General features: G+C 63.1%; 21 protein-coding genes and 1 pseudogene. 12 read left to right on the forward strand and 10 right to left on the reverse strand.

The annotated features are described in order from the left end of the window. Positions 1 to 52: 52 nt before the first annotated feature. The 5 genes from NKK50_RS15955 to NKK50_RS15975 all read right to left on the reverse strand — a co-directional run bounded on the left by NKK50_RS15955 (position 53) and on the right by NKK50_RS15975 (position 4065). Complete coding sequence (locus tag NKK50_RS15955; RefSeq protein ID WP_023693295.1) at positions 53 to 1333, reverse strand: O-acetylhomoserine aminocarboxypropyltransferase; 1281 nt, start codon at positions 1331 to 1333, stop codon at positions 53 to 55. Between the two features lie 167 nt (positions 1334 to 1500). After that, complete coding sequence (locus tag NKK50_RS15960; protein ID WP_023711525.1) at positions 1501 to 2022, reverse strand: CoA-binding protein; 522 nt, start codon at positions 2020 to 2022, stop codon at positions 1501 to 1503. After that, the gene (locus tag NKK50_RS15965) at positions 2019 to 2801 is read right to left on the reverse strand and encodes an AAA family ATPase (RefSeq protein ID WP_352543627.1); all 783 of its coding nucleotides are present in this window, start codon (positions 2799 to 2801) and stop codon (positions 2019 to 2021) included. The genes NKK50_RS15960 and NKK50_RS15965 overlap by 4 nt, the downstream gene beginning before the upstream one ends. 8 nt (positions 2802 to 2809) lie before the next feature. Next, positions 2810 to 3232 (reverse strand): VOC family protein, encoded by a 423-nt coding sequence (locus tag NKK50_RS15970; protein WP_023689472.1) that lies wholly within the window; start codon positions 3230 to 3232, stop codon positions 2810 to 2812. A gap of 11 nt (positions 3233 to 3243) precedes the next feature. Then, positions 3244 to 4065 (reverse strand): enoyl-CoA hydratase, encoded by an 822-nt coding sequence (locus NKK50_RS15975; RefSeq protein WP_023689473.1) that lies wholly within the window; start codon positions 4063 to 4065, stop codon positions 3244 to 3246. A gap of 146 nt (positions 4066 to 4211) precedes the next feature. On the opposite strand from NKK50_RS15975, the gene NKK50_RS15980 reads away from it, so the two are divergent. From NKK50_RS15980 to rpsI, 3 genes are all read left to right on the forward strand, one after another. After that, positions 4212 to 4676, forward strand: a complete 465-nt coding sequence (locus tag NKK50_RS15980; protein ID WP_023693292.1) for a PaaI family thioesterase — start codon at positions 4212 to 4214, stop codon at positions 4674 to 4676. A 216-nt stretch (positions 4677 to 4892) separates the two neighbouring features. Further along, positions 4893 to 5357, forward strand: coding sequence for a 50S ribosomal protein L13 (gene rplM, locus NKK50_RS15985; RefSeq protein ID WP_023669409.1), 465 nt, complete (start codon positions 4893 to 4895; stop codon positions 5355 to 5357). Position 5358: 1 nt separating this feature from the next. Continuing rightward, on the forward strand, positions 5359 to 5841 hold the full coding sequence (gene rpsI, locus NKK50_RS15990) for a 30S ribosomal protein S9 (RefSeq protein WP_023669408.1): 483 nt from the start codon (positions 5359 to 5361) through the stop codon (positions 5839 to 5841). 266 nt (positions 5842 to 6107) lie between these two features. Here the strand turns inward: rpsI and NKK50_RS15995 are convergent, their stop codons facing one another. After that, a complete protein-coding gene (locus NKK50_RS15995; RefSeq protein WP_023693291.1) occupies positions 6108 to 7007 on the reverse strand; it encodes a LysR family transcriptional regulator in 900 nt (299 codons plus the stop codon). Positions 7008 to 7098: 91 nt separating this feature from the next. On the opposite strand from NKK50_RS15995, the gene NKK50_RS16000 reads away from it, so the two are divergent. Beyond that, positions 7099 to 7971 (forward strand): aldo/keto reductase family oxidoreductase, encoded by an 873-nt coding sequence (locus NKK50_RS16000; protein WP_023689475.1) that lies wholly within the window; start codon positions 7099 to 7101, stop codon positions 7969 to 7971. A gap of 200 nt (positions 7972 to 8171) precedes the next feature. Here the strand turns inward: NKK50_RS16000 and NKK50_RS16005 are convergent. Further along, a pseudogene (locus tag NKK50_RS16005) lies at positions 8172 to 8391 on the reverse strand (glycerophosphodiester phosphodiesterase family protein); the annotation flags it as partial. A 98-nt stretch (positions 8392 to 8489) separates the two neighbouring features. Here NKK50_RS16005 and speB point away from each other — a divergent pair. The 3 genes from speB to NKK50_RS16020 all read left to right on the forward strand — a co-directional run bounded on the left by speB (position 8490) and on the right by NKK50_RS16020 (position 11351). Continuing rightward, positions 8490 to 9491, forward strand: a complete 1002-nt coding sequence (gene speB / locus NKK50_RS16010; RefSeq protein WP_023669405.1) for an agmatinase — start codon at positions 8490 to 8492, stop codon at positions 9489 to 9491. 29 nt (positions 9492 to 9520) lie between these two features. Then, positions 9521 to 10447 (forward strand): N-acetyl-gamma-glutamyl-phosphate reductase, encoded by a 927-nt coding sequence (argC, locus tag NKK50_RS16015; protein WP_023743592.1) that lies wholly within the window; start codon positions 9521 to 9523, stop codon positions 10445 to 10447. A gap of 64 nt (positions 10448 to 10511) precedes the next feature. Then, on the forward strand, positions 10512 to 11351 hold the full coding sequence (locus tag NKK50_RS16020) for an aminoglycoside phosphotransferase family protein (RefSeq protein ID WP_023669403.1): 840 nt from the start codon (positions 10512 to 10514) through the stop codon (positions 11349 to 11351). A 53-nt stretch (positions 11352 to 11404) separates the two neighbouring features. On the opposite strand, the gene NKK50_RS16025 is transcribed toward NKK50_RS16020, so the two are convergent. Further along, complete coding sequence (locus NKK50_RS16025; protein WP_023669402.1) at positions 11405 to 12529, reverse strand: COX15/CtaA family protein; 1125 nt, start codon at positions 12527 to 12529, stop codon at positions 11405 to 11407. Between the two features lie 150 nt (positions 12530 to 12679). Between NKK50_RS16025 and NKK50_RS16030 the strand changes: the two genes are divergently transcribed. Further along, positions 12680 to 12895, forward strand: coding sequence for a DUF2842 domain-containing protein (locus NKK50_RS16030; RefSeq protein ID WP_023669401.1), 216 nt, complete (start codon positions 12680 to 12682; stop codon positions 12893 to 12895). Positions 12896 to 12910: 15 nt separating this feature from the next. Here the strand turns inward: NKK50_RS16030 and NKK50_RS16035 are convergent, their stop codons facing one another. Continuing rightward, positions 12911 to 13969, reverse strand: coding sequence for a polysaccharide deacetylase family protein (locus NKK50_RS16035; RefSeq protein WP_023669400.1), 1059 nt, complete (start codon positions 13967 to 13969; stop codon positions 12911 to 12913). A gap of 91 nt (positions 13970 to 14060) precedes the next feature. Between NKK50_RS16035 and NKK50_RS16040 the strand changes: the two genes are divergently transcribed. Next, positions 14061 to 15290, forward strand: coding sequence for a GNAT family N-acetyltransferase (locus NKK50_RS16040; RefSeq protein WP_023669399.1), 1230 nt, complete (start codon positions 14061 to 14063; stop codon positions 15288 to 15290). A 3-nt stretch (positions 15291 to 15293) separates the two neighbouring features. On the opposite strand, the gene NKK50_RS16045 is transcribed toward NKK50_RS16040, so the two are convergent. Next, complete coding sequence (locus NKK50_RS16045; protein ID WP_352499245.1) at positions 15294 to 16004, reverse strand: GntR family transcriptional regulator; 711 nt, start codon at positions 16002 to 16004, stop codon at positions 15294 to 15296. 264 nt (positions 16005 to 16268) lie between these two features. Between NKK50_RS16045 and NKK50_RS16050 the strand changes: the two genes are divergently transcribed. The 3 genes from NKK50_RS16050 (at position 16269) to NKK50_RS16060 (ending at position 19842) form a co-directional block, all read left to right on the forward strand. Further along, complete coding sequence (locus NKK50_RS16050) at positions 16269 to 17369, forward strand: ABC transporter ATP-binding protein (protein WP_352499244.1); 1101 nt, start codon at positions 16269 to 16271, stop codon at positions 17367 to 17369. Positions 17370 to 17403: 34 nt separating this feature from the next. Further along, positions 17404 to 18693 (forward strand): ABC transporter substrate-binding protein, encoded by a 1290-nt coding sequence (locus NKK50_RS16055; RefSeq protein ID WP_023682324.1) that lies wholly within the window; start codon positions 17404 to 17406, stop codon positions 18691 to 18693. Positions 18694 to 18930: 237 nt separating this feature from the next. Continuing rightward, positions 18931 to 19842 (forward strand): ABC transporter permease, encoded by a 912-nt coding sequence (locus NKK50_RS16060; protein ID WP_352543628.1) that lies wholly within the window; start codon positions 18931 to 18933, stop codon positions 19840 to 19842.

A 19842-nucleotide genomic window follows, 5' to 3' on the forward strand; every position in this document is an offset into this window, starting at 1 on the left:
ACTACTCACTACTCACTACTCACTACTCACTACTCACTACTCACTCAAAAAATCAAACCTTGGTCAAAGCCTGTTCCAGATCGGCGACGATGTCGTTGACATCCTCGATGCCGACGGAAAGCCGGACCGTGTCCGGTCCGGCACCCGCCTTGACCTTCTGCTCGTCGGAAAGCTGGCGATGCGTGGTCGAGGCCGGATGGATGACCAGCGACTTGGTATCGCCGACATTGGCGAGGTGCGAGAACAGTTCGAGCGCCTCGACGAACTTGATGCCTGCGTCGTAGCCGCCCTTCAGGCCGAAGGTGAAGACAGCACCGGCGCCTTGCGGCGAGTATTTCTTCTGCAGCGCGTTGTTCTTGTCGCTGGGCAGGCCGGGATAGTTGACCCAGGCGACCTTGGGGTGGTTGGACAGCCACCCGGCTACGGTGATCGCATTGTCGCAATGGCGCTGCATCCTGAGTGGCAAGGTCTCCAGCCCGGTCAGGATCAGGAAGGCATTGAACGGCGAAATCGCCGGGCCGATGTCACGCAGGCCAAGCACGCGCGCGGCGATGGCGAAAGCGAAATTGCCGAAGGTTTCGTGCAGGACAAGGCCGCCATATTCGGGGCGCGGCTCCGACAGCATCGGATATTTGCCGGATTTCGACCAGTCGAACGTGCCGCCATCGACGATGGCGCCGCCGATCGAATTGCCGTGGCCGCCGATGAACTTGGTCAGCGAATGGACGACGATGTCGGCGCCATGCTCGATCGGCCGCACCAGATAGGGCGAGGCCAGCGTGTTGTCGACGATGAGCGGCAAGCCGTGCTTGCGGGCGATGTCGCCGATTTTCTCTATGTCGACGAAGGTGCCGCCGGGATTGGCCAGGCTCTCGATGAAGATCGCCTTGGTCTTGTCGTCTATCTGGCTTTCGAAGGTGGAGACGTCGTTGGTGTCGGCCCAACGCACCTCCCAGCCGAAATTCTTGAAGGCATGGCCGAACTGATTGATCGAACCACCGTAAAGCCTTGTGGCGGCGACGAAATTATCGCCAGGCCGCATGAGATTGTGGAACACGATCACCTGTGCGGCATGGCCGGAAGCAACGGCAAGTGCAGCCGTGCCGCCTTCGAGCGCCGCGATCCGCTCTTCCAGCACCGCCTGGGTCGGGTTCATGATGCGGGTGTAGATGTTGCCGAAGGCCTTCAGCCCGAACAGCGAGGCGGCATGGTCGGCATCGTCGAACACAAAGGAGGTCGTCTGGTAGATCGGCGTGGCGCGTGCGCCCGTCGCCGGGTCGGGCTTGGCGCCGGCATGGACGGCGAGCGTGTTGAAACCGGGCGTGCGGGTCATCGAAAACCTCCCTGAGCGGTAAACGTGTGAATGATGAAATGGTCAATGGTGAGCGATGAATGGTGGTCGCAAAGTCGGCCAGTCCCACCTTGATTGCAAGCCGCTCATATGCGGCTTTACCCGGCTTCCAGGAAAATCCTTCTATTCACCATTCACCATTCACTGCCTTACTTCTGGCGCACACCGAAACTCTGGAATCCCGACCGCATCAGCGGCTTCTTCGACGAAAGCACACCGGAGTTGACGCCGGTCCAGCCGATCTCGCCCGACAGCTTGCCATATTCGATCTTCGGGCAGCGGTTCATCACCACCTTGATACCGGCCGCCTCGGCACGCGCGGCCGCCTCGTCATCGCGCACGCCAAGCTGCATCCAGATCACCTTCGGCAAGGGGTCGAGCTTCAGCACCTCATCGACAATGCCGGGCACCGATGCAGAGGCGCGAAAGATGTCGACCATGTCGACCGGCTCCGGCAGATCGGCAAGGCTGGCATAGGTCATGCGGCCGAGGATTTCCTTGCCGGCCTGCCCCGGATTGATCGGAAACACCGAAAAGCCCTTGGCCAGCAGATATTTCAGCACGAAAAAGCTCGGCCTGACATCGTTGGCCGACGCGCCGACCATGGCGATGGTCTTCACAGAATTGAGGATGCCGCCGATATAGGCATTGTCGTAGCTATCGTGATTCACTCGTCGGTCTCCCTCAGTGCTTCCTCCATAAAGGACTGCGGGTCCGTGCAGAAGTCGCGCATCATGCGAAAATGATCGGTATCGGTGAAATCTGTGGGGTCGAGGCCGAAACGGCTGATTCGGAAGAGCCGCGCGCCGGGACAAGCCATCAGCAGCGGCGAATGCGTCGCCATGATCACTTGCGCCGTGCCTGACTGGTCCATGCGCCGCAGCATCTTCAACAATTCGATCTGCCGCGACGGCGACAGCGCGCTTTCGGGCTCGTCGAGGATGTAGATGCCTTGCCGGCGGCAGCGCTCCTCGAAAAAGCGAATGAACCCTTCGCCATGCGACCACGATAGAAAGTCCGGCGGCGGCGGTCCGAACGGGTCTTCGAGTGCCGCCTGGTCGAGATAGCGCGCGACCGAGTAAAAAGATTCGGCACGAAAGAACCAGCCGGCGGTGACTTTTGGCAGCCAGTGGCCGCGGAATGTATTCGCCAGTGCCGCACCGCTCTTGTCGATGGCGATGGAATGATCGACCGGACGATAGCCCTTGCCGCCGCCGGCTTCGTCGTAACCGGCCAGCGCGCCGATCGCTTCCAGCAGCGTCGATTTGCCGGTGCCGTTTTCGCCGACAATGATGGTGATCGGCGTGGTGAATTCGAGCTCGAATTCGCGGCCGCGGAACAGAGGCAGGTTCCAGGGATACTTGTCCCAATCTTCCACGCGCTCGGGGTCAATCAGGATGCGTTTGAGATAAGGCGCCTTAAGCCGGGTCAGTTGCTTGCGATAGCCCATGCGGACGCTCAGTCCGGCAGCGAGATGGTGCCGTCATCCGCGATCGGGAAGGCCGGATTGTGTGCGACTTCCCAGACATGGCCGTCGGCATCGGCGAAATATCCATACCAGCCGCCCCAGAAGGCGCGGCCTGCCGGCTTGACGATCCTGCCGCCGGCCTTCTCGGCGGCCGCCAGCACGTCGTCGACTTCGGCATCGGAGCGGGTGTTGTAGGCTAGGTAGACCGCCGACGGTGCTGCGGCGAAGGCAATGCCTGAATCCTCCTCGGCGCTTGGCCTCGGGAACAGGCCGAGAATGGCGCCGCCCATCTGGAAGAAGGCGACGCCATCGGTGATGCCGGCGTGGCGCTTCAAGCCCATGCCTTCGTAAAAGCGCACGGCGCGCTCGAGATCGTCGGTGGCGATGGTGATGATGGAGATGCGCGGTTCCATGGATCGAAAACCTATTCGTCCGTCCATTCCGGTTTGCGCTTGCCGATGAAGGCGCCGATGCCTTCCTCGGCGTCGCGGGCCAGCATGTTCTCGACCATGACGCGGCCGGTATAGGCATACGCGTCCGCCAACCCCATCTCGGCCTGCGCGTAAAAGGCTTCCTTGCCGGTCTTGACCACCAGAGATGATTTGGAGGCAATGGTTTGCGCGTATTTGGTGACGATCTGATTCAGGTATTCGCGCGGCACGACGCGGTTGACCAGGCCGAATTCCTTGGCGGTTGCGGCATCGATGGTCTCGCCGGTGAGCAGCATTTCCATGGCGTGCTTGTGAGACACGTTGCGTGACAGCGCCACCATCGGCGTCGAACAAAACAGGCCGATATTGACGCCCGGCGTGCAGAAGGTCGCTTCATGCGAGGCAATGGCGAGGTCGCAACTGCAAACCAGTTGCAGCCCCGCAGCGGTGGCTAGGCCATCGACTTCGGCGATGATCGGGAGCGGATGGCGCACGATCTGCTGCATCAACGCCGCGCAAGCCGAAAATGTCTGCTCGAAAAACCCCTTGCCCTTGTCGGCGTCGGCGCGGCGCGCGGTCATTTCCTTGAGATCGTGACCGGCGCAGAAGACTTTCCCGGCGGCCGCCAAGACGATGACGCGGACCGATTTGTTGGCCTTGGCACGGTCGAGCTCGGCGCTCAATGCCGCCATGACGGAAAGCGACAAGGCATTGGCGGGCGGATTGGCGAGCGTCAGGCGCAGCACGCCCTTGTCCAGCCCGGCGATGACCGGCCCGTCTATGGCAACAGGTTTGATCGAAAGGATTTCGGCCATGACAAGGGTCTCCGCGATTCCGCCGGGCGCCGCCAGACTATCTAATATCGGATCGAGTTTCATCAACACCCATCGCTTGCGCCAGAGGTGTTGCCAGAAGCGCATCATTGCGTTCATACAGGCCCGGCATAGAACGAGAGACCGACATGCCCGCCCAGGACAATCTCAAGCCGGTGCTGACGGCGGCTGAAGTCAATGCGCTGATGGCCAGCGTCTACCCCCAGCTCAACGACGAGTTCACGTCGTATGAGGCGCTCGATGTGTTTCCCGGCGGCTGCACGGTGCGGCTCAACGCCAGCGAACGGCATTTGCGTCCCGGCGGCACGGTGTCCGGGCCCTCGCTGTTCACGCTGGCCGACATTGGCGGCTATGTCTGCGTGCTCAGCCATGCCGGGCCGGATGCGCTTTCGGTTACCGTCAACCTCAACATCAATTTTGTCCGCAAGGCCGAAGCCGGGCCGATCGACGGCCATTGCCGCATCCTGAAGCTGGGCAAGAGCCTGATGGTGTTCGATATCGACATCGTCGCCGGACCGAAGGGACACACGGTAGCGCATGCGACCGGCACCTATTCGATCCCGCCGAAGCGCGCCGCCGATGTGGTAAAATAATACCTTTTGATCAAACCTTTGTTTTTATTACACTTTACGAGCAGACGTGCTTTTCCCGCGCCTTGACGTGCACCACCCCCTCGCCTATAAGCCGTCACGAAGCAGCGGCCCGCAAAGGCCGCCGTTTTGTTATTGGCGGCGGGCAAGTGCCTTGTCGCCAATCCAAGCAACAAGAAACGCCTTCTTCGGAAGGTCAAAATCGAAAGCAGAAAATCCATGGCAACCTTTTCGCAGAAGCCTGCGGATGTGGTGAAGAAGTGGGTGCTGATCGACGCCGAGGGTCTCGTCGTCGGCCGTCTCGCCACTGTCATCGCCAATCATCTTCGCGGCAAGCACAAGCCCACCTTCACCCCGCATGTCGACGACGGCGATAACGTCATTGTCATCAATGCCGACAAGGTGGTGTTCACCGGCAAGAAGTTTACCGACAAGGTCTATTACTGGCACACCGGTCACCCCGGCGGCATCAAGGAGCGCACCGCGCGCCAGCTGCTCGAGGGCCGTTTCCCCGAGCGTGTCGTCGAGAAGGCCGTCGAACGCATGATCCCGCGCGGGCCGCTCGGCCGTCGTCAGATGAAGAACCTCCGCGTCTATGCAGGCACGGAACATCCGCATGTCGCCCAGCAGCCCGTCACCCTCGACGTCGGCGCGCTGAACGCCAAGAACAAGAAGGTTGCATAAGATGGCTGAGCTTTCCTCGCTCGCAGAATTGGGCGCCGCCACCGGCAACACCAACACCCAGCCGGCAGCACCCGTCCATGTCCAGAAGCTCGACAAGTCGGGCCGCGCCTATGCCACCGGCAAGCGCAAGAACGCCATCGCCCGCGTCTGGGTGAAGCCGGGTTCGGGCAAGATCGTCGTCAACGACAAGGAATTCGCGACCTATTTCGCGCGTCCGGTCCTGCAGATGATCCTCAACCAGCCGATCATCGCTTCCAACCGCGCCGGCCAGTACGACATCGTCGCCACCGTCATCGGCGGCGGCCTGTCCGGCCAGGCCGGTGCCGTTCGTCACGGCATCTCCAAGGCGCTGACCTACTATGAGCCGGCACTGCGCGCCGTGCTCAAGAAGGGCGGCTTCCTGACCCGCGACAGCCGCGTCGTCGAGCGCAAGAAGTACGGCAAGGCGAAGGCCCGTCGTTCCTTCCAGTTCTCGAAGCGCTAAGCGCTGCGACGTTCCAGACATCGAAAGGCCGCCTCCGGGCGGCCTTTTCTTTTGGGTCTCGGCAGTCACCCCACCCGGCGCTTCGCGCCGACCTCCCCATCGAGGGGAGGTAGGAGGTCGCGGCAGTTTTGCCGCCCGGACAATCCACGATGGTCCAGCGGCTACAAACCAGTTCGACCATAAAAACGCGGCACCCTACCTCCCCTCGATGGGGAGGTCGGCGCGAAGCGCCGGGTGGGGTGATGGCGCCGGCCTCGGTTCAAGTCTCAGAACTTGCCGGCCTTGATGTAATCGATAAACGCCCGTAGCGGCGCTGGAACCAGACGCCGTCCGGGATAGTACAGAAATGGTCCGGGAAAACTCTGCCACCACGGTTCGAGCACGGGCTCCAGGGCGCCGCTTTCGAAGTGAGGGCGAAGCCAGCCCTCGAAGAGAGCGACGATGCCGCTGCCGGCAATGGCCGCATGGACGGCAAGATCGCTCGCCCCGCCGATCCGCACGATCAACGGCCCCGTCGTGTCGACACGCACCACCTCGCCGTCGCGCTCGAATTCCCACGGCAGCATCGCACCGCTGGCAAAACGACCGCGCAGACAAGCATGGCCAAGCAGGTCGCTCGGGTGCTGCGGCCGCCCATGGCGCTCGAGATAGGCGGGGCTGGCGCCAGTGGCGAAGCGCTGGACGCGCGGTCCGATCGGCACCGCGATCATGTCCTGCTCCAGTCGCTCGTCATAGCGGATGCCGGCGTCGCAGCCCGCCGCCAGCACGTCGACGAAGTTCTCATCGGCGATGACCTCCAGCCGAATGCCGGGATAGGCGGCGAGGAAGCCCGGAACGATGTCGGGCAATATCAGCCGCGCGGCGCTGACCGGGACGTTGAGGCGCAGCGAACCAGCCGGCCTGTCGCGAAAGCCATTGACCACGTCGAGGGCCGCCTCCACCTCCGACAGCGCCGGGCCAAGCCGTCCGAGCAGGCTGAGACCTGCGTCGGTCGGAACGACGCTGCGTGTCGTGCGGTTGAACAGCCTGACGCCGAGCTGCGTCTCCAGGCGGCGCACCGCTTCGCTCAGGCCCGACGCGCTGCCGCCGCCGGCGCGAGCCCCTTCGCGAAAGCCGCCGGCACGCGCCACCGTCACGAAAGCGTTCAGATCGCCAAGGTCCATCATTGTTCGCCATTCCGCACAAGCTGTACGGATTGTACCTTATTATCCCGAGGTTGAGCAGCGTCTATCTTCGCCTCCTCAAAGGAGACCGACCATGTCCACCATCCAAAAATCCGGCACATTCACCCTCGGCAGCCACACCGTGAAACGGCTCGGCTACGGCGCCATGCAACTTGCCGGCCCGCACGTTTTCGGTCCGCCGAAGAATCATGACGCGGCCATTGCAGTGCTGCGCGAAGCGGTGGCCTCCGGGGTCAACCACATCGACACCAGCGACTATTATGGCCCGCATGTCACCAACCAGCTGATCCGCGAAGCGCTGGCGCCCTATCCGCAAGACCTCGTCATCGTCACAAAGATCGGGGCGCGGCGCGGCAGCGACGGCTCATGGCTGCCTGCCTATTCCGCCAAGGAACTTGAGCAGGCCGTGCACGATAATCTCAGGAATCTCGGTCTTGAGGTGCTGGATGTCGTCAATCTGCGCATCATGTTCGGGGTGATGGGTCCCGCCGAGGGCTCGATCGAGCCGCAGTTGACCGCGCTTGCCGAACTGCAGCGCAAGGGTCTGGTGCGCCATATCGGCCTGAGCAACGTCACCCCAGCGCAGGTCGAGGAAGGCCGTGGGATCGCCGAGATCGTCTGCGTGCAGAACCAGTACAATCTGGCGCATCGCGACGACGACGGGTTGATCGATGAACTGGCGCGCGCCGGTATCGCCTACACGCCGTTCTTCCCGCTCGGCGGTTTCAGCCCGCTGCAGTCGTCGACCTTGTCGGATGTGGCCGCGCGGCTCGGCGCCACACCCTTGCAGGTTGCGCTCGCCTGGCTGCTGCGCCGCTCGCCGAACATCCTGCTGATCCCGGGGACGTCGTCGATCGGGCATTTGAGAGAGAACCTGGCGGCGGCGGAACTGGAGCTGTCGGCCGATGTGCTAAGGGAATTGGATGGGGTGGCGAAAGCGGCGTGAAGATTTTGCGGGCGGCGCTGTCACCCCACCCGCGCCTTCGGCGCGACCTCCCCATCGAGGGGAGGTAGGAGGTCGCGGCAGCCTTGCATGCCTCGCAATCGCTACGACTGTCGGAATCTAAAGCGCCAACGCCCTACCTCCCCTCGATGGGGAGGTCGGCGCGCAGCGCCGGGTGGGGTGATGGCGCCGACGTACGATTTCTAATTGATACTCGCCGTATTCGCGGCTCGGCCGGCTTCGCCTCATCCACATAAGGCACCCTAAACCCGTTGGCCCCCAGCCAGCCAATGGCAGCCTTCGGTTCGTCGGTCTGGATGATGGTGGCGCCGCGTTCGGCCCAGAAACCGTGGTCTCGGCCGGCATGCCGGCCTGCACCGCCAGTTCATCGCCGCAGCCGCCGGAGAGGAAGCCGCCGGGCCTTGCACCTTGGCGATACAAGTCCTTCGCCAAGCTGTGACTGGCATCTTGCGTGCCGGTTCTGTAGTTGTGGCAGCCCGATGAACAAAGAAGGACCCGTAATGGCGAACCAGACCATCGACAACGCGTTCACCGCCCGCTCCAAGACGGGGCCTTCCTTCGAGCCGACCTATGCCGGCGCGCTGTCGTTCATGCGGCGCAAATACACCAAGGATGCAAAGGGCGCGGACGCCGTCGTGTGGGGCATTCCGTTCGATGCCGCCGTCACCAACCGGCCGGGCGCGCGCTTCGGGCCGCAGGCGATCCGCCGCGCCTCGGCGATCCTCGACAACGACCCGCAATATCCGTTCTCGCGCGACCTGTTCGAGCATCTCGCCGTCATCGACTATGGCGATTGCCTGCTCGATTCGGGCAATCACCAGAAGACACCAGGCACGATCGAGCGCGAGGCGGCGAAGATCCTGAAATCGGGTGCCTTCCTGTTGTCGCTCGGCGGCGACCATTTCGTCACCTGGCCGCTGCTCAAGGCGCATGCCGCCATCCATGGGCCGCTGGCGCTGGTGCAGTTCGACGCGCATCAGGACACCTGGCCTGACGATGGCAAGCGCATCGACCACGGTTCGTTCGTCGGGCGCGCCGTCAATGAGGGCATCATCGATCCTGATCGTTCGATCCAGATCGGCATCCGCACGCATGCCCCCGATACGTTCGGCATCAAGATCCTTTACGGTCACGAGATCGAGGAGATGCGGGCTTCCGACATCGCCTATGCGATCGTCGACCGCACCGGCGGCAGGAAGACCTATCTCACCTTCGACATCGACTGCCTCGACCCGGCCTTTGCGCCCGGCACCGGCACGCCGGTTGCCGGCGGACCGTCCTCGGCGAAAATCCTGTCGACGCTGCGCCAGCTCGGCCAAGTCGATATTGTCGGCGCCGACGTCGTCGAGGTTGCGCCGGCCTATGATCACGCCGATATAACGGCGATCGCCGGCTCGATGGTGGCCATGCACTATCTCGGCCTGGTGGCCGAGCGAAAAGCGCGGGCGGAAGAGCTGAACAGCGGCAACCATGGCGCGGCAAACCATGGCCAGGGCATATAGGCCTGAATTAGCAGGGAATTGACGGGCACATGAAACCGAAAATCTTCATCGATGGCGAACACGGCACCACCGGCCTGCAGATCCGGGCGCTGCTGGCCGAGCGCGGCGACCTCGAGATCATCTCGATCCCGGCCGAGCGCCGCAAGGAAACGGCGGCGCGCGCCGAGTTCCTCAATGCAGCCGATGTCGCCATCCTGTGCCTGCCGGATGCGGCTGCCAAGGAAAGCGTGTCGCTGATTGCCAACGACACCACCAAGGTGATCGACGCCTCCACGGCGCATCGCGTCGCCGAGGGCTGGGAATACGGTTTTGCCGAGCTGGACAAGGATCAGGCCAAGATCATCGCCAATGCGAAACGCGTCGCCAATCCCGGCTGCTGGCCGCAAGGGCCGATCGCGACGCTGCGGCCGCTGGTCGCTGCCGGTCTGCTGCCGGCGGATTTCCCGATCACGGTCAATGGCATTTCGGGCTATTCGGGCGGCGGCCGGCCGATGATCGAGGACTATGTCGCCAAGGGCGAGGATGCCTCTGAATTCCAGGTCTATGGGCTGACCCTGCAGCACAAGCATGTGCCGGAGCTGCGCACCTATGCGAAGCTGTCGCACGATCCGATCATGCAGCCGGCGGTCGGCAATTTCGCCCAAGGCATGATCACAGTGGTGCCGCTGCAGCTCGGCGGGCTCGACCATGTGCCGGCCGGGGCCGAACTGCACGCGGCAATCGCCGACCATTTTGCCGCCATCAAGGGCGGCGTGGTCGAGGTAGCTCCTTACGAGCACGTGGAGCGCCTGCCCGAGATCAATCCCGAGGTCTATAACGGCACCAACCGCATGAAGGTCTATGTCTTTGCCAATGACGACCGGGCGCAGGCGCTGCTGATTGCGGTCTATGACAATCTCGGAAAGGGCGCCTCGGGTGCTGCCGTTCAGAACATGGATCTGATGCTCGGCCTTTAATTCAGTTGGAGAGAGCATTCTGTCGCCCGAAAACCGCTTAACACTTTTCGGCATCACGCTCTGAATGGACGCGCCTGCATTTCCAAAGCGCTGGAAGATCAGCGCGCCCGAGCTCATTGCGGAGACGTTTTCGAGCCGCATCTGGAAGGTGCGGCGTGAGGACGGCTCGCCGGCCATCGTCAAGGCGCTCAAACCATTCGACGATGTCGAGGACGAGTTGCGCGGCGAGCACTATCTCGCATGGCGGCGCGGCGAAGGCGCGGTGCGGCTGCTTGGCCGGGACGGCCACCGCATGCTGCTCGAATATGCCGGCGACACCCTGCTTTCCGACGTTCTGGCCAAAGAAGGCGACAACGCCGCGACCGCAATCGCGGCCGAGTTGATGGGGAGACTGTTCTCGCCCTCAAGACACCCTGCCCCGCCGGACCTGCAGCCGCTGCGGACACGGTTTGCCAGCCTGTTCAAAAAGGCCGGAGCCGATCGCGACGCCGGAGAGCACAGCCTCTATATCGAGGCCGCCGAAATCGCGGACCGGCTGCTCGATGCCCCGCATGCGGTCAAGCCGCTGCATGGCGACCTGCATCACGACAACATTTTGCACGGTGCGCGCGGCTGGCTGGCGATCGACCCGAAGGGCGTGCTCGGCGATCCCGGCTTCGACGCCGCCAATCTGTTCTACAACCCACTGGGGCGCGACGACCTCTGCCTCGATCCCGAGCGCATCGCGCATATGGCTGAGATCTTCGCCAGGACACTCGGCCAGACGCCGGCTGCCATTCTCGACCATGCCATCGCCTATGGCTGCCTGTCGGCCGCATGGCATCATGAGGACGAGAATGCGGTCGACGAGAACCGCGAGCTGTCGGTTGCGGGAGTGATCCGAAAGGTGCGGCTCAGCTTCTGACCGGCGCAGCCTCGCGCTTTAGACGTAGCGAGGCAGTTCGTTCGCGAAATAGATTATTGCGACGGCCAAGACACCGTAGACGATGTACCTGCGTTCATGGGCGGCCGCGTTGGCAGTGGATAGGCGCCCTTGTTGCCGCGCCAGTGGGCGGCGGCAAATCCCAGCAGGACCAGCGCGAAGGCCTGATGGGTCAGCGCCATGTGCAGCGGCACCTGCATCAGCAGCGTGCCGATGCCGATCGAGGCCTGCACCAGCACCAGCAGAAACAGCAGCGTTGCGCGGCGTGCGTGTGTCGTGCCCGGCAGCCGCCGGCGCGTCGCTATCATATGCCAGAGCGCGATGGCAAAGACCGTATAGGCGCCGAGCCGGTGGACGAACTGCACCGTCTTCGGGTTCTCGAAGAAATTGCGCCAGGCCGGTTCGAGCAGCAGCAGCTCGCCGGGGATGATCTTGCCGTCCATCAGCGGCCAGGTGTTGTAGCTCAGGCCGGCGTCGAGCCCTGCGACCAGCCCGCCGAGATAGATCTGGACCAGCGCCAGCAGCACGATGAAACCGGCCAGTCTTTGCGTCGACCGGCCGGCGGCAGGCTCCGAATGCGGCGCCAGCCCGCGCGCGACCACCATGGTGGCAGTGAAGATCAGGGCGGCAAGCGTCAAATGCGTCGCCAGCCGGTACTGGCTGACGGAGACGCGGTCGACCAGGCCGGAGGCCACCATCCACCAGCCGATGGCGCCTTGCAGGCCACCAAGCAGCAGAATACCGACCAGCTTTGGCCCAAGGCCGCGCTCGATGCGGCGCGTCGCCCACAAGACCAGCAACGGCAGGCCGAAGACCAGGCCGACACTGCGCGCCAGGATGCGGTGCGCCCATTCCCACCAGAAGATCGATTTGAAGGCGTCCAGGCTCATGCCCTTGTTGAGCTCGGCATATTGCGGAATCTTTTGATAAAGCTGGAATTCCTCCTGCCACTCCGCGTCATTGAGCGGCGGTATCACACCGTGGATCGGCTTCCACTCGGTGATCGACAGGCCGGAATTGGTGAGCCTGGTGGCGCCGCCGACCAGCACCAGCGCAAACAGCACCAGAAGCACGACATACAGCCAGCCGCGCACCAGCGCCCGATTTTTCAAGTCGCGATCGCGGTCAATGTAAGGCGCGGCGGCTGATATGGCGGCCATGGTTGGTCCCGGCAGGTTGACGTGGCGGATTGGTGAACCATCGCAACCCGGCTGACAAGACCGGACGGCGCGGCACGCCGTCGCGCCGCATCTCCCGGGTTGCACAGGCGCGCGGTTGGGCCTAAGCGGAGGCGATCAACGAGAACGCTCATGCCCATCCGCCTGAAAAAGCTGATCGGAACTTTCCTGCTGGTGGCGCTGGTCATCATCTATGCGCTGGTCGCGTCGATCATAGCGGTCGCGCAGCTGTCGCAATCCAGCCCGCTGGTGCACTTCCTGTTCTTCCTGTTCAGCGGCCTGTTCTGGGTGCTGCCTGCGATGGGCATCATCAAATGGCTGATCCTGGAGCCGCCGCCGAAAGGCTGAAGAGCCCGCCCCAGGTTAGATGGTGACCACCATTTTGCCGGCATTGGCCAGCGGCGTCGTTAAGCCCGACAACATGGTGCGGATATGGGCGACGCTCTGGTAGCGGCCGTTGATCGAAATGCGCGGCAGCGCGTGCAGGAAGCCGGCGTGCTCGGCGTGCAGCACGCCGTGGCGAGTGGTCACCGCCGAGGCGTAGCCGGCGTCGCGGGCAAAGCCCACTTCGCGGCAGCCGACAGCGCTGGCGTAACCATAGGGGTAAGCGAGATGACGGGGGTCTTCGCCGAGCTGCGCCTGCAGTTGGCGCCTGACGTCGACGATCTCATGGCGCGCATCGCCTTCGTCGAGCCGCTTCAGATTGCGGTGGTTGACCGTATGCGCGCCGATCGTCACCAGCCTGTGCCCGGCCACGGCGCGGATGTCGTCCCAGGTCATCAGCGTGCTTGGGCGCAAGCCATCGAGGTCGATGCCGTTCGAGTGCGCCAGATCGCGCAGCACGGCGCGCTGATCCTCCTCGCGCACCTCGAGCGTCAGATAGGCATGCAGACGCGCATTGGCGTGGAGTTTCTTGCCGTGGGTCGAGCAGTCTATGGTCACCGGCCCCTTCGGCGTCGCCAGCGTCAAACGCTCCCGCGCGTTGACGATATCCTCGACCACGTCCCACCATAAATCGGCGCTGCCGTCGATCAGACCCGGCGCGACATAGATGGTGATCGGCGCGTCGTGCTTTTCGAGCACTGGCAGCGCTTCGGTCATGTTGTCGCGATAGGCGTCGTCGGCGGTGATGGTGGCGAACTGGCCGTCCTTGCCGCCGGCCTTGATGCGCTCGATCGCCTCGTCGAGGGTGACGAAGGCATAGCCCCTCGACTTCATGTCGGCGACGAGAGCGTCGAGGAATCGCGGGGCGATGTTGAGGTGGCGGTTAACGCCGTCCGGCTTCTCCGGCGTGGCGGTGACCCGATGCAACATGAGGATGGCGCCAATGCCGCCGACAAACGGCTTGGCCAGCGGTGCAAGGCCGGTAAAGCGGGCGATATTAAGCGCCAGTTTCCGAACTGCCTCACCACCGTCGATCATTCATTCACCTTTTGCGCCTAGGCTCGATCCAAGCACGGAACGCGCCGACGCGAACTCCTGATCGCGACGAATACGCCTTAAGGATTGAGGTATGGTTGACGCCACCGCGTCATTTGACGGCAATCGGCTCGCCGCAAGCAAGGCGTCTGCGCGCACGCCGGCTGCCGACCAGACCAGTCTGTCGGTGTCGATCGCAGATGCTGCCGCGCTCGCCTCTTACGGCGAATTCTGCCGTTCGGCGCTGTTTGCGCCGGCGCAAAGCGCGGACTGGGTTCGTGCCTGGACGGCGCAGGCTAATCCCGATGCCGTCATTGCCACGCTGACAATCGAGGACAGGCCGGTCTTTGCACTGGCACTGGAAATCACGCGAACTGGTCCATTCCGCGTCGCCCGCTTCATGGGCGGGCGCCATGCCAACGGCAATTTCGCCGCCGCCGATCCGGCATGGCTGGCAAAGGCAGATGCTGGGGGGATCCGCAGGCTGGTGACGGCGATCGGCAAGGCGCGTCCCGACATCGATCTCGTTGCCTTGGAAAGGCTTCTGCCCGACCTCGATGGTGTTGCCAATCCGCTGGTGGCGTTCTCCAACTTTCCGAGCCCAAACCTGTCGCTCGCCGTCAATCTCGACGGTGGTTTCGATGCGCTGCTGTCGCGTGTGGGCGGCAAGCGCAAGCGCAAGAAGCACCGTTCGCAGACACGAAAATTCGAGGCGGTCGGCGTTCATCGCCGCATCGAGGCGCAGACACCCGAAGACGTGAACCGGCTGCTCGACGCTTTCTTCGAGATGAAGGAGTTCCGCTTCGCCAAGATGGGCATCGCCAATGTCTTCGGCGAGCCGGAGGTGCGGGCTTTCTTCCGTGCCCTCTTCGCCGGCGCGCTGGCCGAGGAGAAACCGGCCTTTGTGCTGCATGGGCTCGAAGTGGCCGGCAAGCTGCGTGCAATCACCGGCTCGAGCCGCTCGGGCAAACGCCTGATCTGCGAATTCGGCGCCATCGCCGAGGACGATCTCGGCCACACCAGCCCCGGCGATTTCCTTTTCTTCGACATCATCGAGGAAGCCTGCCAAACAGGCTTCGATGTCTATGATTTCTCGGTCGGCGACGAGCCCTACAAGCGGCTCTGGTGCGATATCGAGACCCAGCATTTCGAGGTGCTGGCGCCCCTGACGCTGAAGGGACGCGCCCTGGCGTCGGCGCTGCGGCAGGGCGCACGGGCGAAAGCCTTCATCAAGAACAACCCGACGGTCTGGAAGCTGACCAAGATGCTGCGCCGCAAGGCCGCCGGACAGGCAGCGCCCGCTCCCACGGACGACGAAAACTAGCGTTCAGAAATTCAGCGCTTCGCGGAGCGCCGGGCCGGCCCTGACCCGCAGGTCGAGATCTGCCTCGATGTGGTCGATATGGTGCAGCATCAGCCGGCTCACCAACCCGCAATCGCCGCTTTCCAGCGCGCCGACCATTTCCGTGTGCTCACTGTGTCCGCAGGCCGACACGCCGGATCGTCCGTAAAGGGCGATGACCAGCGACGAACGCGCCACCAGCTCCTCCATGAAGCGCTGCAGGATGGCATTGCCGGCGACGGAGGCGAGCAGCAGATGGAAATCGCCCGACGCCTTGATTTCGGAGCGCCGGGCGGCTGGGCCGCGCTCGGCGATGAAGCGGCCTTCCTCGTCGAGCTGCGCGCGGAACGCAGCGATATCGGTGGCTGTGACCCGCCCACAGGCGGCAATGGCTATGCCCGGCTCGATCAGCCGGCGCGATGCGAACACCTGGCGCGCTTCCTCGGGCGAAGGGTTGGCGACGAAGGCGCCACGGTTGCGCTCGGTACGCACCAGCCCCTCGAAGGACAGCATCTGCAGCGCCGCGCGCGCGACGGTGCGCGAGACGTCGAACAGCGTGCCGACCTCGCCTTCCGACAGCTTGGTGCCGGGCGTCAGCCGACGGTCGACGATGGCGTCCCGCAGATTGTCGCGAATCGCCTGGGCGCGATCCTGGTTGGCGCTGTCGGCGGAATGGATCTGATCGGCAATGTTCATGGCGATGATGGTTCCCAGCCTCTTCTAGCGCGACTCGTCGCCTGCGCACGAGAGGCAAAGTGGACACGAAGCCAAAAAAGATTGCATACGATTCTTGTGCAGATCGCGCACAATCGCCCATAATTTGTGCAATGCACAAGATAGCCTACCGGCTAGGCAGTGGGCAAGAACCCCGATTTCGCTGTCGATTCAAACGCTTGGGCCGATTGCCGCCGATTGGCACGCATAATGCATTGGTTAATGCGACCAAACGGGGAAGCCTGAATGTCCAAAGCCGCCGAGATCGACATCGTCTCCGTTTCGAAAGTGTACGGAACGACGACTGCCGTCGAGGCCATCAGCCTGAAAATACCGGCAGGCACCTATTGCTGCCTGCTTGGCCCCTCCGGCTGCGGCAAGACCTCGACGCTGCGCATGATCGCCGGGCACGAAAGCATTTCGTCGGGCGATGTCCGCCTCGGCAACATTGTCGTCACCGACCTGCCGCCGGCAAAGCGTGGCACGGCGATGATGTTCCAGTCCTATGCGCTGTTTCCGCATCTCGACCTTGTCGACAATGTCGCCTTCAGCCTGAAGATGAAGGGCGTCGACAAGGAGCAGCGCCGTGCCAAGGCGCTCGACATGCTCAAGCTGATGCAGATGGAGGCCTATGCGACGCGCCGGCCGGCGCAGCTTTCCGGCGGCCAGCAGCAGCGTGTTGCACTCGCCCGCGCTCTGATCACCGATCCCGAGGCGCTGCTGCTCGACGAGCCGCTGTCGGCACTCGACCCGTTCCTGAAGATACGCATGCGCGCCGAGCTGAAGAAATTGCAGACCTCGCTTGGCATCACTTTCGTCCACGTCACCCACAGCCAGGAAGAGGCCATGGCCTTGGCGGACCTGATCGTGGTGATGAATGACGGCCGCATCGAACAGGCGGCACCGCCGCGCGATGTATTCCAGCGGCCGGCCACGGCCTTTGTCGCGCGCTTCATGGGCGACCACAATGTCATCTCCGGCCGGGTCACCGGCGAGCGTGGCGGCATGGTCGTCTTCGACGTCAATGGTGGCGCCTCGCTCGCCGCCCGCGGGCAAGGCCGGGAGGCGGGCCAGGAGGTGGGCACGCCGATCGACATCGCCATCCGCACCGACCATGTGCGCATCGGCGAAGCACCCTCTCCCGGCCTCGGCTTCACCGGCATCGTCTCCAACATCGAATATCGCGGCGCCACGGTGAAGCTGTCGGTCACCGGCGGCGGCATCGACGATTTCACCGTTATCATCGACGATTCCGACTTCTTCGCCAAACCCGTCGCCCTTGGCGACGCCGTACCGCTCGCCTGGGATTCCGAGGACGCCATCGTCCTCGGCCGCCTTCATTCATGAATTCAACGAAGCAAAACAAAACAGGGGAATAGGAATGACAAAAACAGTAGAAACAAAGACCGGAATTTCGCGCCGTTCGTTGCTCAAGACAGGTGCGGCCGCCGTCGGCCTCGCCGCAGGCTCGGGCGCCATTACAGGCTTCCCGACCATCTGGGCGCAGTCCAACATCACGCTGCGCCAGTTCGGCACCGGCGTGTCGAACCTGAACGCGATCGCCGACAAGTGCAAGGCCGACCTCGGCATCACGCTGGAAATGACGGCGACCGATTCGGACGCGGCCGCCCAGCGCGCCGTGACCCAGCCCGACAGCTATGACATCGCCGACATCGAATACTGGATCTGCAAGAAGGTGTTCCCGAGCGGCGTGCTGCAGCCGATGGATGTCAGCAAGCTGAAATACTACGACGAACTGGTGCCGTTGTTCAAAACCGGCAAGCTGACGCCCGACAGCATCATTGCCCAGGGCACCGCGCCGCACACGGTCGGCTATGTCGAAGCGCAGGACTCAAAGACCTTCGCCAAGGCGCCGACCAAGTGGTTCACCATGGTGCCGACGATCTACAACGCCGATACGCTAGGCATCCGGCCCGACCTCGTCGGCCGCGACATCACCACCTGGGCCGACATCATGGACCCGGCCTTCAAGGGCAAGACCGCGATCCTTAACATCCCGTCCATCGGCATCATGGATGCGGCCATGATCATGGAGGCCACAGGCAGCATCAAATATGCCGACAAGGGCAACATGACCAAGGAAGAGATCGACAAGACGATCGACTTCCTCATCAAGGCCAAGCAGGCCGGCCAGTTCCGCGCCTTCTGGAAGTCGTTCGACGAGAGCGTCAATCTGATGGCATCGGGCGAAGTGGTCATCCAGTCGATGTGGTCGCCGGCCGTCGCCGCCGTCCGCTCCAAGGGCATCGCCTGCCGCTTCCAGCCGCTCAAGGAAGGCTACCGGTCATGGGGCGGCGGCCTTGGCCTTGCCGCCCATCTCAAGGGCGCCGAGCTCGACGCCGCCTACGAATACATCAACTGGTATACGTCGGGCTGGGTCGGCGGCTATCTCAACCGCCAGGGCTACTATTCCGCCAATATGGTCTCGGCCAAGAAGTTCATGTCCGAGGACGAATGGGGCTACTGGATCGAAGGCAAGCCGGCCAAGGGCGAGATCAAGGCGCCGGACGGCACCGTCATGGAAAAGGCCGGCGCCGTGCGCGACGGCGGCTCGTTCGAAGAGCGTATGGGCAAAGTCGCCTGCTGGAACTCGGTCATGGACGAGGACCGCTACATGGTGAAGCGCTGGAACGAGTTCATCGCCGCGTAGAGCGGACGCGTTCACTGTGATGTTGCGATCCTTCGCGCCCCCCTCTGTCCTGCCGGACATCTCCCCCACTTGGGGGGAGATTGGCAGCGTCATGGCCGGCTCTTCGTTAGCAACGTTGGAGTTTGGCGAAGGCCGTTATGAGAGTTCGATCTCCCCCCTCGTGGGGGAGATGTCCGGCAGGACAGAGGGGGGCGCGAAGGATCGCAAGTCATCGCGATCACGCGGAGGATTTTCCCAATGACAGTCGCTCTCGAACGCCCCGCCATCGCAGCAGCCAAGCCCGCCAGACGCCGGCGCTTCTCCATCAGTGCCGTCACGCCCTACCTCCAATCGGCGCCGCTGGCGCTCATCCTCGGTGCGTTCCTGCTCTTGCCAATCATCATGATCGCCGTCGTCTCCTTCTGGGACTACGACTTCGCCGCCATGTATCCGGATTTCCTGACGACGAACTATTTCGACGTGCTGGGATCATGGGTCACCTGGAAGACCTATCTCAGCACCATCAAATTCGCTGCCATCGTCTGGGCCCTGACCTTGTTCATCGGCTTCTGGGTGGCCTATTTCCTCGCCTTCCATATCCGCACCACCGCCATGCAGATGGTGCTGTTCCTTGTCTGCACGGTGCCGTTCCTGACCTCCAACATCATCCGCATGATCTCGTGGATCCCGGTGCTTGGCCGCAACGGGTTGATCAACTCGGCGCTGGTGCAGTTGGGGCTGGTGCCAAAACCCATCGAATGGCTGCTCTATTCGGAATTCGCCGTGGTGTTGGCCATGGTGCATCTCTACACGCTGTTCATGGTAACGCCGATCTTCAACACGTTGATGCGCATCGACCGCTCGCTGGTTGAGGCCGCGCGCGATGCCGGCGCGTCCGGCTGGCAGGTCTTGTGGAACGTCGTCATCCCGCTGGCCAAGCCCGGCATGGCGATCGGCACCATCTTCGTCGTCACGCTGGTGATGGCCGATTTCTCCACCGTGCAGGTGATGTCGGGCGGCCAGAGCGCGTCGGTCGCACTGATGATGAAGAACCAGATGTCGCTGCTGCAGTATCCCGCAGCCGCCGCCAATGCCGTGGTGTTGCTGGTGTTGGTGCTCTTGATGGTCGCCGGCATCCTGCGCATCGTCGATATCCGCAAGGAGCTCTGA

Origin of the sequence: Mesorhizobium sp. M0001 (assembly GCF_040324255.1) — a bacterium.
In the GTDB taxonomy this organism is placed as follows: domain Bacteria; phylum Pseudomonadota; class Alphaproteobacteria; order Rhizobiales; family Rhizobiaceae; genus Mesorhizobium.